Source organism: Idiomarina sp. 017G (genome assembly GCF_004362265.1).
Lineage (GTDB): Bacteria > Pseudomonadota > Gammaproteobacteria > Enterobacterales > Alteromonadaceae > Idiomarina > Idiomarina loihiensis.
Genome location: NZ_SNWT01000004.1, coordinates 58,759 through 71,511 on the forward strand (window position 1 = coordinate 58,759; position 12,753 = coordinate 71,511).

Below are 12,753 nucleotides of genomic sequence, written 5' to 3' on the forward strand. Positions count from 1 at the left end.
ATTCTGGTACTGGGTAATATCCTGCGCTAAAATCGCCCTCATGACAACCGATGAAATCTACATGCAGCGAGCCTTAGAACTTGCTGAACAAGCGCAAAACGCAGACGAAGTGCCTGTTGGCGCGGTGTTGGTCATGGACGATAAAATTGTTGGCGAAGGTTACAATCAGGTGATTTCTTTGTCCGACCCGTCCGCTCATGCCGAAGCTCAAGCTATTCGTTCTGCAGGTCAGGCTATCGATAATTATCGGTTGGTCAACGCTACCCTGTACGTAACCCTTGAGCCCTGCGCCATGTGTGCGGGTTTAATTACCCATGCCCGAGTCAAGCGCCTGGTGTTCGGTGCAACCGACCCGCGTACCGGAGCCACAGGCACTGCCATTGAGGTTATTAACCACGCCTCTATGAACCACAAAGTGGAAGTGCACAGCGGCGTACTGGCAGAAGAATGCGGCGATATTCTGCGGCGTTTTTTTCGAGCCCGCCGCAAATCAGCCAGCGTTAAATAAGCATCCCCGTTATGGCGTAAGCCACCGTTGCCGCAAGCCCCGCTACTAACGCATAGGGCAACTGTGTCCGCACATGGTCAATATGCTCCACGCCCGACGCCATAGAAGCAATAATGGTGGTATCGGAAATGGGCGATGCGTGGTCTCCAAATATGCCACCGGAAATAGCTGCCGCTATAAAAGGCGCGGCCGGCAAACCTAACGTCATTGCCAGCGGTATCGCCAGAGGCAGCATAATGGCAAAGGTTCCCCAACTGGAGCCAATAGAAAAACCGGTAATAGCCGACAGCACAAATATCAGCGGTAACAGCATCCACAATGCCACCGAACCATCCAGAGCAGCCGCCAAAAACTCTCCCGTACCTAAGTCGCGGGTTAACCCTCCCAGCGCAATAGACAGCCACAAAATGACCGCCAGTGGCAGAATATTCCAGGCGCCTTTTAACAGGTACTTCCCAACATCGACCAAACCTGCTGGCTGTGTCATCAGGGTTCCAGCTACGGCAATACCTAACGCCACATAAATAGCGACAAACACACTTAATGTACCGTTGCCGTCAACCAATACGCCGTTCCCGGTAACCAGCAGCATAACCGGAACCATCACCACCAGCGAAATCAGGCTGGTCATAACCACCGCTGTACCTTTGCCAAAACTGGCCTCATCATCCGGACCATCGCCCCAGGTATTTTTGGAAACTTGATCGGGCACAGCATTCTTTTCAAAGGCTTTCATGGGCCCAATGTTCCAGTCGAACAACGCCACAAACAGCGCCAGCAATACCGCAAAAATGGCATAGAAGTTAAAAGCAATAGACTGAATAAACACCAGCAATGGTTGCTCAACGCCCTGGTTCGTAATGAGCGTTAAATTAAACGCCCCCCAGGCATTCAGCGGAATTAAGATACAAATAGCAGCACAGGCAGAGTCAACAATGTAAGCGAGCTTTTCGCGGGCAATGCCCAAGCGGTCATAAATAGGCCGCGAAGTGGTGCCGGAAATCATAATAGTCACGTTCGACTCGATAAAAACCACAACGCCCAGTATCCAGGTCATTAACCGTGCCCGGCGCTTGTTTTCTATCCACTGCTTTTTTTCCAGCTTCAGCACAAACTCTTTAAACGTACCGCCATTTTCCAGCACGCCAAACAACGCACCAATACCCAGAGTAAAAAACCACACCAACATATTACTGGGGTCGATAAGGGTGTCCCAAGTGCTGTTTAAAGTGCCGTAAGCAATATTGTCAGGAGCAGGCCAGAACAGCAGTATATTGGCCAGAATAATACCGCCAATAAGCGCCAGCAGAACTTTTCGGGTAACTATGGCAAATACAATTGCCAATAAGGAAGGTAAAAGACTGGTCCAGCTCAGTTCCATTTGGATGCGTTTATAAGTGTCTGATACTGGGAGGTTAAAACAATAAACCGCCGCGGGCAACACCAGCGGCGGTTTATTCATAACACTAACTCATAACCTGACATTCCGTAATCTGAAATGCCACCCCGTAGCCTGACATTTATGTCAGGTGGGATATCGTTCCTGACGTAAACGTCAGGTTACGTCCGTTAGAACTTGTATTCGATACCGATACGAGCTTCCCACAATGATGGGTTGGTCACACGGCCTTGCCCGCGAGGTTGCGAGAAACGGTTAAATTCATAACGGCCCTGATCATCGATATTAGCTTCCACTACGCCTTCTGCTTGAGGGAAACCCGCTTGGTATAACACGCCCCAGTCGTCATTCAGCATGTTAGTGAAGTTATCAATTACAAAGAACAGGCTTGCTTTATGACCGTCCATAAGACCTGGTAGCTCTTGTGATATACGCAAATCTACTTTGTGCCACCAGTCGCTGGAGAAGTCATTACGTGGAGCAATTCCCCCTGCATGCTTACCTAACCCAGACTCTTCAACAAACTCAAAGAAAGACTCCTGGTCAAACTCTGGTCCGAAAACAACGTTTGCATCATCAGCACCTGTTGGAACATAAAGCAGGTCACGGCCTGAAGTTACGTCGCCAGGATTGATGTTTGATCCGCGAGAGAACGTGTAACTGTATGGACGCCCTTTGTTCGCAGAACCAAACACGCTGAAAGTAGTATCATAACCATCAAAGAATTCGTGTTTGTAAGTTGCGCGGAACGTGAAACGGTGCGGAATTTCATAATTAGAAGTTGCCGGTAGAGGACTGTTAATGTCCGCTAAAGCCACGTTAGTGTAGTTAGAATAGGCCACAGAACTCGTCATTGGATGTGATTCTTCTGCATCTGCATAAGCATATGCAATAGACATATCTAAACCAAAATCGTATGACTTACTTAACGCTAAAGACAAAGACATAACATCAGAGTCTTCGGCAGCATTCGTCAACAAGAAGTCCTGACCACGGTCAGCTTCGCTACGCTCATAAATTGGGCGACCATCGAACAAAGTCCTAGTAGATTCTACGGCAATGTTACTAATGATTGGCTCATTCTGCTTAGAGGTGTACATCAGGTCAGCTTGTAAGACGTAGTCCTGTGGCAAGAAATAAGTAGCACCTAAAGCATATTTCCACTCGCTCGGAATCTCGAAGTTTGGATCTAACGCGTTAACGGCGAAGTCAGAGTCCGCTGCTGCAGCCTCGTCGACCATAGCCTGAGGAACATCATAACCTGGACGACCTTCTCCAGATAAAGGAATGTCAAACAAGTTAACATTAGATAGTTCGGTTTCAGCTAAGGTGATACCGTTATTCTGGTAGCTGTTAGCCAGCCAAACATTCGGATTACCGCCTGAATATAAACCAATACCACCACGTACTTCCAGTTCTGGTGATACAATCCAATTAACGCCTAAGCGTGGCTGTATAAGACCTTCACCATCAAAAGTTCCGGTATTTGCAAAACCATAACGATTTTCGAAGTTTTCGTTGTAGCGCGGGCTGTTTCCACTTTCGTACCAATCGTAACGCAGACCGGCCGTGATGGTCATGTCCATGTCTGCATAGTAGTACTCATCTTGAAGGTACACTGTGTTAGTTGCGTAATCGAATGAAGCCGCTGCATCACGCGGGTCGTTTGTCCCTGCTCCCGTATTATATGCAACTTCTGTGGCCTGACCATTACGGAAAGCCTCGATTCCACCTTCAAAAATGTACTCACCACCACGTGACTGTGGAACATACATATTGAATACGTTCAAATCTTCACGCTCGTAACCACCTGAAATGACATGGTCTCCCATAAAGTAGGTACCGCGGAACTTATAAAACGTTGTGTCGTAGTTTAGTTCATTCGCTTGGCGTGAATCATCAGCTCCTAAATAAACAATTGCATCAGAGCCATCAGGTCCAGTCGTATATATCTGAACATCACCAAAATCTTTAGGGCCTACAGTTTCCTGAGTATTATCAAGTTCTGAATAACCTACACGAACTTCGGTCGAGAAATTATCAGTCCAATCCGAGAATAGTTGTCCAACGTATGATGTAGACTCTGCACCTCGGAAATAACGGTGGTTAGCAAATTCATATTCGTCATCATCGCCATCGGAGTTAGATAAGTTACCACCATCGTTCCAGTTGTAAGTTAAAGATGCACGGTGTTTGGTGTTGATATTCCAATCAAGTTTTAAAAGAAGCTTCTCGTCTTCCACAGGAGCTGTCGAAATAGGGGTTCCAACATCATAGCCATAGACATCTTGGGCTATTTGAGCAATTTCATCTAACTGCGCCTGTGTAACACCAAAGACTGGGCTGCCAGCGTTTGAGTCAACAGGCCCACGAGAGAAGTTAGTCACACCTTCAAACTTTTCGTAGGCAGCGAAGAAAAATAGTTTATCTTCTATCAATGCTCCGCCTAAATTTACGCCGTAACGATCTTCAGAATAATCTCCGTTATCAATTGGAGTACCCTCTAACTTATCGCCACGGAAAGAGTCGCTGGTGTAATCATAAAAGAAGCCACCCTTGAATTCGTTGCTACCAGACTTAGTTACAGCATTGATGTTACATGCGGTGAAACCGCCATACTGAACATCGAACGGTGCAAACTCAACAGCAACCTGCTCAATTGCGTCATAAGAGAACGGCATTTGTTGAGTTGGATAACCATTTGAGTTAAGTCCAAAGTTATCATTTAAACGAACACCGTCAACGGTCAAGCTATTAAAGCGTGGACTAGCACCAATACACTGAACACCATCACCAAAGCTACGATCAATATATATACGAGGATCAGCTCTGACAATGTCTTTCAAGTCACGGTTAATTGCCGGGCTATCCTGTAAGTCAGACAGGTTGAAATTTGCTGCCGGGCTGTTACTACCGTAGAGGCTGTTTGCGCTTGGTGAACCTGAAACCTGAATTTTTTCCATTTCAGATTTAAGGACAATTCGCACCGACTCAGAGTCACCCAAGGTCAAATAAATGTCTTCGATTACTTCAGTACGGCCTTCCGGACCTTCAGCGACGATAGTGTAAGGGCCGCCGACACTCAATCCTCGCGCCGCGAATGCGCCTTGCTCATTAGTAGTATAAGTCTGTACCGTTCCAGTTCGCTCATTGCGCAACTGAATCGTTGTATTTGGCAGAAACTCACCCGATTGAGTGGTAACAGAGCCACGTAAGCTAGATGAGGTATCCTGAGCTATAGCTGTACCGCTAAGGCCCATGGCTATAGCAGCTGCAACAGCTGTACGCTTGAAAGTAGAGTTAAACATAGTTTTGTTCTTCCCGGTTTTGGTTTTGGGTGTTTATGCGAAAGTGAGGGTAAAGCTTGTTTATGACAATTTCGTGAAAGTTGAAAAAAATATCAGAAGCAATGGAACTTTTTTGCGAACGCAGAAGAGGAAGTTGGATCGTTCGCTTATTATTAGATGAGGAGCCACGGCACAACAGCTGATTCATTACCGGGAAGCTCATAGCCTGAAAGGCATTCAGTACGCGGCAAGAGGTCGGAGCTGTATGGGATCGGGCTGATTTCATTACGCTTCTAAGACATTTTTGTGTCAGATATGTGACATATTTTAGTCAATTTATTAGCTCTTGCCTAGTCATCCGGGAACCTTTATTCTCACCCACTGTCTTAGGCTGCTCTCAAACGGTTATCCCATGGGCTTTATACGGTTTTTATTAATTTTAACATTCGTTGTTCTTATGATTCCTACCTCTTTTAATGCAACCGCCGGTTCCGGCAAAAGCGAACCAGAAACCATACGGGTTGCGACTTTTAATGTCAGTATGGACGCATCTAATTACCTGAGCGACAGTGAGCTCCCGCAATTAGACAAATCGCCTGTACCCGAGGTGTTAAAGCAGAATCATGAACAAATTCGTGGTATTGCCGAAATACTGCAACGTGTACGACCTGATATCGTTTTAATGAACGAATTCGACTACGTTGATAAACAGGTTGGCGTAAATGTCTTTCAGGAAAAGTACCTGTCAGTTTCACAGAACGGACAAAAAGCAATTGAGTATCCTTATGCTTATATTGCTCCGGTAAATACGGGTGTGCCCTCGCCTTTTGACTTAAACCGCGACGGCAAGGCACAAGGCACCGGCATCGACGCCTGGGGTTTTGGTTGGTATCCGGGTCAGTACGGTATGGTCATTTTGTCGAAATACCCACTGCAAGCCGATAAGGCACGAACCTTTCAGCACTTCTTGTGGAAAGACATGCCCGGCCGCCATATTCCTTACGTGATGAACGAACAGAAACAGCCTACTGACGAGCAATGGTACCCCGAGGAAGTTATGGCGCAGTACCCTTTAAGTTCGAAGTCGCATTGGGACATTCCGGTGCAAGTGGGCGACAAAGTCATTCATTTATTGGCCGCTCACCCGGTACCGCCAGCGTTCGACGGCCCGGAAAACAGCAACGGTATGCGTAACTATGATGAAATTCGCTTATTCGCTGACTACCTAACGCCGGGTAAAGACAATTATATTTATGATGATAAAGGTTCACGCGGTGGGCTTGGTCAAAATGAAAGCTTTATTGTTTTAGGTGACATGAATGCAGAGGCTGGCTCTGGTGGTGTTGATGGCGCTATAGAACAATTACTGCAACACCCTCGGGTAAATGACGTTAAACCCCAAAGCCACGGCGGTGAACAGCACTCACCAGACAAACAAGGCTCGCAGTATCATACAGCGGCCTGGCGCAAGCGCGTCGACTACGTGCTGCCGTCTAACGATTTAGTCGTTAAAGACGCAGGCGTGTTCTGGCCTGTCGGTGATGAAGCCGGTAGCAAGTTAATGCAAAAGCGCAGCGCCTCTTCCGACCATCGCATGGTCTGGCTGGATATCGTGAAGTAACAAAAAACCGCTACAGCCCTTTATTTTACTGAACCTTTACAGTTGAAGGGCTGCTATTTCGCCTCTTAGATGCCATAATACAAATGTCATATCCAAGGAGGCAAACTATGAAAAAATTGATACTAACAACAGCTCTACTCGCAAGCGGCTCGCTTATGTTTTCAGCAGCCAGCAAAGCTGATGATCTAAACTATGTTAGCGGCGGCTTCTCCGATTTCTACGATTCCGATTTCTACGTAGAAGGCTCCAAAACTATCGCCCCAAACTGGGTGGGTGAAGTACAGCTACAAGATATGGGTGACTACTCACTTCGTGCTGGTGCTAAATACTTCATGGACATGGGCGCAGGCAAGCAATTCAATACTTTCCTGAAAGCAGGTGTTAGCCACTATGACTTTGGCAACTACGACGACACCAGCGCTTATGCCGGTATCGGCACCATGACTAAGTTAAGCCAGCAAACCACAGCTATTGTGGACGCCGGTTATGACTGGGGCTTAGATGGCTTTGCATCAGTTGGCGCGCGCTTACGTTACGCTTTCACTGAGCAGTTCTCTGCTGACGCCGGTTTCCGCGGAAACTTCAACAGCATCGACAACGAAGTACATTTAGGCGTGACTTACCACTTCTAAGTGGATTAAGTAAATAACAAGTCAACATTGGCGTTACGCCGTTGCAGGAAAATCTGGAGAAAGTGTGCAGCGCCATGGACGGCGCTGCACAAGCCTTACAGGGATGTACTTGCTGGCGTCTTTCGGAAGATTTCCTGCAACGGCCAGCCAATGTTTACCTGCTTATTCCCACTCGATGGTGGCAGGTGGTTTACCTGAAATATCGTAGGTTACGCGGGAAATTCCGTTAACTTCGTTGATAATCCGGTTTGATACCTTCTCTAGCAACTCATACGGCAAATGAGCCCAGCGCGCGGTCATAAAGTCGATAGTCTCTACGGCGCGTATGGCAATAACCCAGTCGTACTTACGCTGATCACCCATAACCCCCACCGAACGTACCGGCAGGAATACCGCAAAGGCCTGGCTGACTTTGTTGTACCAGTCCGCGTTGTGCAGCTCTTCAATGAAAATCGCATCGGCACGGCGCAATAAGTCGCAGTATTCTTTCTTAATTTCACCCAGCACACGAACACCCAAACCAGGTCCCGGGAACGGATGACGGTAAAGCATGTTGTACGGCAGGCCTAACTCAAGCCCAATTTTACGCACTTCGTCTTTAAACAGCTCGCGTAGCGGCTCAACCAAACCTAATTTCATGTCTTCCGGCAAACCGCCCACGTTGTGGTGTGATTTAATCACGTGCGCTTTACCAGTTTTAGAACCCGCAGACTCAATTACGTCAGGGTAAATCGTGCCCTGCGCCAGCCAGTCAACTTCGGTCAGCTTACCGGCTTCTTCATCAAAAATTTCAATGAAGGTATTACCAATAATTTTACGCTTTTTCTCCGGGTCATTCTCACCCGCCAACGCATCTAAGAAACGGTCTTCTGCACGTATTGGCAAAATGTTCAGACCATAGTGGTCGCCGAACATTTCCATCACCTGCTCTGCCTCGTTCAGACGCAGCAAGCCGTTGTCAACAAATACGCAGGTCAGCTGCTCGCCAATAGCGCGGTGCAGCAGCATAGCCGTTACCGACGAATCAACACCGCCAGACAAACCAAGAATAACTTTGTCACTACCCACTTGTTCACGGATGCGTTCAATAGCGTCATCGATGATTTTTGCCGGCGTCCATTGCTTCTCACAGCCGCAGATATCGCTGACAAAATGCTCCAGCATACGCTGTCCCTGGCGTGTATGAGTCACTTCCGGATGAAACTGTACACCATAAAACTGGCGTTCTTCATCAGCCATCGCAGCATATGGGCAATAAGAGGTTTTCGCTACGGTGTGGAATCCTTCCGGAATCATTTCCACTTTGTCGCCGTGGCTCATCCACACATCCAGTAATGGTGCGCCAGACTCAGACACAGCATCTTCAATGGCTTTAAACAGCGGACTTTGCTCTACCAGCTCAATTTGAGCATAACCAAATTCGCGCTCCAGCGAGCATTGCACAGAACCGCCCAACTGGTGTGCCATGGTCTGCATGCCGTAGCAAATACCAAATACTGGTACGCCTGCGTTAAAGACATATTCAGGCGCACGCGGCGAACCTTCTTCAGCTACACTTTCCGGGCCACCCGATAAAATAATGCCTTTAGGCGAAAATTCGCGGATGTCGGCTTCATCAACATCCCAGGCCCAAAGTTCACAGTAAACGCCAATTTCGCGAATGCGGCGGGCAATCAGCTGAGTGTACTGAGAGCCGAAATCCAGAATCAATATTCGGTGGTCGTGGATATCTCTAGTCATTAGTCATCCTGTTATGAACTGCGGTAATTCGGTGCTTCTTTGGTAATGTGCACATCGTGTACATGTGATTCGCCCATGCCGGCTGCAGTTACTTTTACAAACTGCGGCTTAGTGCGCATGTCATCAATTGTCGGACAACCGGTTAAGCCCATAGCTGAACGCAGGCCGCCCATTTGCTGATGAATAATCGCAGAAATTGGTCCTTTGTAAGCTATACGCCCTTCAATTCCCTCAGGTACCAGCTTATCGGCTTCATCGCTCTTCTGGAAGTAACGGTCAGACGAACCATTGCGCTGGTTCATTGCACCCAGGCTGCCCATACCACGGTATGATTTATAATAACGTCCCTGGTAAAGCTCAACTTCACCCGGCGACTCTTCCGTACCGGCCAGCATGCTGCCCACCATCACACAATGCGCGCCGGCAGCCAGAGCTTTAGCAATATCGCCTGAGAAGCGAATACCGCCGTCAGCAATAATCGGAACACCCGAGCCTTTAATGGCATCTACGGCATCGCTAATAGCGCTAATCTGCGGCACACCACAACCCGTAACAATACGCGTAGTACAAATTGAGCCCGGACCAATACCAACTTTAACCGCATCAACGCCCGCTTCAACCAGCGCCTTAGCGCCAGCGGCAGTTGCTACGTTACCGGCAATAATTTGTAATTCCGGGTAGTCTTTACGAGTTTGCTTAACGCGGTCTAATACGCCCTGAGAGTGCCCGTGCGAAGTATCAATAAGCAATACATCAACGCCCGCCTCAACCAGTAATTGAATACGTTCTTCTGTGCCCGCGCCAACACCGACAGCAGCACCAACACGCAATGAGCCTAGTTCATCTTTACAGGCGTTCGGTTTGTTTTCCGCTTTTTCAAAATCTTTCAGGGTGATCATACCCTTCAACTTGTGCGCGTCATCCACAACCAGAATTTTTTCAATGCGGTGTTTGTGCATAAGCTGAAGAATTTCTTCGCTTTCTGCCGTTTCGTGCACAGTTACCAAGCGATCATTGCCGGTCATTACGTGGCGAATCTCTTTGCTGTCGTCGTCTTCAAAACGCGTATCCCGACCGGTAACAATACCAACCAAGTCGCCATTACCTTCAACCACAGGAAAACCCTGAAAGCCATGCTCGGCAGTCAGCTTTTTAATTTCACCAATGGTGGTAGTAGGTCTTACGGTAACCGGGTCAGAGACCATGCCACTTTCGTATTTTTTAACTTTACGAACGTGCGCGGCTTGTTGCTCTGCGGTCATATTTTTGTGGATAAATCCGAGCCCGCCTTCCTGCGCCAGCGCAATTGCCAGTGCCGATTCAGTAACGGTATCCATCGCAGCTGAAACCAAAGGAATATTTAAAGAAATTCCACGCGTTAATTGCGTGCGTAAATCAGCGGTATGGGGGAGAACTTCGGAATGACCGGGAACGAGCAAAACGTCGTCAAAGGTCAAGGCTTCTTGGGCAATTCGCAGCATGTGCAACACTCCGTGACTGGATTCATGTTGCGGGTGGATTTTACCCGTTTAGTGCGTGGAATGCAAGTAGCCTGACTACGTTGATTTCGTAGCCTGACGTTTACGTCAGGAAAGATATCTCACCTGACATGAATGTCAGGCTACATACCACTGACTGATGAAAGTAATCGCTCAGAACCAGGAACCACCACACTATCAAAGTATTCTTTTTTCACCCCCATAGCTTCTGCTTCTTTTCTATAGGTATCATGATTATTCAGAAGGTTCTGAAGTGCCCGCCTTAAGCTGTTATTTACGGCATCAATTCCATAATGGGTGTGAGCTTCCGCGTACGCCTCGGGTGGTATCTCCCCCCAGTTTTCAAACATAACAATCAAATCAAATATGTCTTTATAAGGTTTCTGCATCCACCTATCAGCATTTGCCAGAAGCTTGGTGATAAAACATGAAGTACGGTCAATAAAAGGCACATTAAATAAATCTGCGTCATCTCCTTGCTCTAACGCGTAGTTGTCAAAAGCTACAAACTCAAGCTTAATTCTCACACCATCAACATCCAGAAAAGTGCGCACACCATATCTATCAAACGAAATATCGCGAGAATAAATAAAATCCTCTTTTACCAGCTCACCTAGCGTTCTATTCGTTACCTGTTCTCTTACCGCTCGAAATGATTTTTTATCTCTACAAAGAAAATCAATGTCAACTGATTCACGATACTCGCTAAGCTCCAGAGCTATCCGAGTGCCGCCACCAAAAAGAATTGCGTGTTCCGTTAAGTAGTGGCTATTAAAATTATCCAGGCAACGCTGAATTAACTGGTGGTGTTTACGCTGGTAAGTGCTCATCAATTTTTACGCTGCACTTGGGAGAAAACCGCCTGCATCTTTTGCCAATTTATCAATTAGCTGACGCTCGCGCTTAAGCAATTGCCTTTCTTCGACAAAACGCCAGCGAGTTTCATAAATATCCAATGCTTCTTTAGGCGTTAAGTATTTCGTATTGGTATCCCACAGAAGCTTGTCGAGCTCTGGATAATAAGCACGATCAATCTTGTCCATCAAGCCTCCGCCTACTCTTAAATATTGATACTAGTTAGTCTAATTAAGTGATTAGTATTTGTCCACTAGGGTATCCAGCACACACCGCCTTTTAACTGGGGTTCAGGCTCGGGAATAAACTGGCAGGTAGAATAGCCTGTTTGAGCATCTTTTTCGGCCTTCTTATTGTAGCGATGCACAGCATCCAGCAGTTCTCTCTCATCGGTAATGGTTTCGCTACTGTACACCACATAACTCGCTGGCCCACCACATGCCTTTTTACCTATTGGCAGTACCTTACAGCTATCTATGCTTTGCGCTTCCGGCTTACCAATCAGTTCTTTAATATCGGCCATAGTGACCGGAGTATCTGTTGCTGACTGAGCTGCACTGCAACCAGCCAATAACGCCGTTGCTGCAAAAGCTAAAAGTAGTTTCATGTGTTTCACCTATAGGTTCCTTTCAATTTGCTCAAGCCGCTCAGCTAACCAGACTTTAATAATAGATTGTCTTGTTACTCCAATGCGGGCAGCCTCTTCATCTAAAGAGTCTAGCATCCATTCAGGAAAATCCACATTCACTCGCTTTTGTTTGCGCATGGGTCTTTTCGCCTTTTCCAGCTCAAGCTCATCCATAACGTCTTCATCTGAATCGAACTTTTTGTCAAATTCACTCGCTTTCATAAAGCTTCACCTCGCTATGCCTAGAGCGTCTGACAGAAATAATCCTGATTGCTCTTGTTCGATAAGTAATCACAGCTGACCAATGCTTTCCTTTGTACTTAGCTATAACTAAATAACGCTTTTCATCTTCAGTTTTAGCCGGAATTTCAATTAACTCCGGGTCATTCCAAAGAGATTGAGCAGAGTAAAAATCAATTCCATGCTTTTGCATGTTTGATAAACTCTTTGCTCCATCAAACTCGAAAACCAACATTAAATATATACCATTTATAAATAAAATTTAAACTTAAATGGTATTAAAACGTCATTACTAAATCATTTGACGAAAGCGCATTTAGTCATGAGATATTACATCAATGGCA

12 protein-coding genes are annotated in these 12,753 nt (G+C 46.8%); 3 read left to right on the forward strand and 9 right to left on the reverse strand.

Translation table 11 applies throughout. The features are described 5' to 3' along the window. Positions 1–40 precede the first annotated feature (40 nt). Positions 41–508, forward strand: coding sequence for a tRNA adenosine(34) deaminase TadA (gene tadA, locus DEU30_RS07240; protein WP_114981919.1), 468 nt, complete (start codon positions 41–43; stop codon positions 506–508). Here the strand turns inward: tadA and DEU30_RS07245 are convergent. Together DEU30_RS07245 and DEU30_RS07250 are read right to left on the reverse strand one after the other, a co-directional pair. Continuing rightward, positions 501–1,970, reverse strand: a complete 1,470-nt coding sequence (locus DEU30_RS07245; protein WP_227016347.1) for a Na+/H+ antiporter NhaC family protein — start codon at positions 1,968–1,970, stop codon at positions 501–503. The two genes, tadA and DEU30_RS07245, sit on opposite strands and share 8 nt — an antisense overlap. Before the next feature lie 107 nt (positions 1,971–2,077). Then, positions 2,078–5,215, reverse strand: a complete 3,138-nt coding sequence (locus DEU30_RS07250) for a TonB-dependent receptor (protein WP_114981918.1) — start codon at positions 5,213–5,215, stop codon at positions 2,078–2,080. Between the two features lie 436 nt (positions 5,216–5,651). On the opposite strand from DEU30_RS07250, the gene DEU30_RS07255 reads away from it, so the two are divergent. Together DEU30_RS07255 and DEU30_RS07260 are read left to right on the forward strand one after the other, a co-directional pair. Continuing rightward, a complete protein-coding gene (locus tag DEU30_RS07255; RefSeq protein ID WP_227016346.1) occupies positions 5,652–6,815 on the forward strand; it encodes an endonuclease/exonuclease/phosphatase family protein in 1,164 nt (387 codons plus the stop codon). Positions 6,816–6,922: 107 nt separating this feature from the next. Beyond that, the gene (locus tag DEU30_RS07260) at positions 6,923–7,447 is read left to right on the forward strand and encodes a hypothetical protein (RefSeq protein ID WP_034818364.1); all 525 of its coding nucleotides are present in this window, start codon (positions 6,923–6,925) and stop codon (positions 7,445–7,447) included. Positions 7,448–7,609: 162 nt separating this feature from the next. Here DEU30_RS07260 and guaA read toward each other — a convergent pair whose 3' ends face one another. The 7 genes from guaA to DEU30_RS07295 form a co-directional block, all read right to left on the reverse strand. Further along, positions 7,610–9,187, reverse strand: a complete 1,578-nt coding sequence (gene guaA / locus DEU30_RS07265; RefSeq protein WP_114981915.1) for a glutamine-hydrolyzing GMP synthase — start codon at positions 9,185–9,187, stop codon at positions 7,610–7,612. Positions 9,188–9,198: 11 nt separating this feature from the next. Continuing rightward, positions 9,199–10,668, reverse strand: a complete 1,470-nt coding sequence (gene guaB, locus DEU30_RS07270; RefSeq protein WP_011233835.1) for an IMP dehydrogenase — start codon at positions 10,666–10,668, stop codon at positions 9,199–9,201. Between the two features lie 140 nt (positions 10,669–10,808). Continuing rightward, positions 10,809–11,516: a nucleotidyl transferase AbiEii/AbiGii toxin family protein gene (locus DEU30_RS07275; RefSeq protein WP_110013724.1), complete on the reverse strand. Its 708-nt coding sequence runs from the start codon at positions 11,514–11,516 to the stop codon at positions 10,809–10,811. Between the two features lie 6 nt (positions 11,517–11,522). After that, the gene (locus DEU30_RS07280; RefSeq protein ID WP_011233833.1) at positions 11,523–11,729 is read right to left on the reverse strand and encodes a hypothetical protein; all 207 of its coding nucleotides are present in this window, start codon (positions 11,727–11,729) and stop codon (positions 11,523–11,525) included. Between the two features lie 65 nt (positions 11,730–11,794). Further along, positions 11,795–12,148 (reverse strand): hypothetical protein, encoded by a 354-nt coding sequence (locus DEU30_RS07285; protein ID WP_114981958.1) that lies wholly within the window; start codon positions 12,146–12,148, stop codon positions 11,795–11,797. 9 nt (positions 12,149–12,157) lie between these two features. Beyond that, entirely contained in the window at positions 12,158–12,391 is a 234-nt protein-coding gene (locus tag DEU30_RS07290; RefSeq protein ID WP_034818371.1) for a hypothetical protein, read from the reverse strand. After that, positions 12,378–12,644 (reverse strand): BrnT family toxin, encoded by a 267-nt coding sequence (locus tag DEU30_RS07295; protein WP_034818372.1) that lies wholly within the window; start codon positions 12,642–12,644, stop codon positions 12,378–12,380. The genes DEU30_RS07290 and DEU30_RS07295 overlap by 14 nt, the downstream gene beginning before the upstream one ends. Positions 12,645–12,753: the final 109 nt, after the last annotated feature.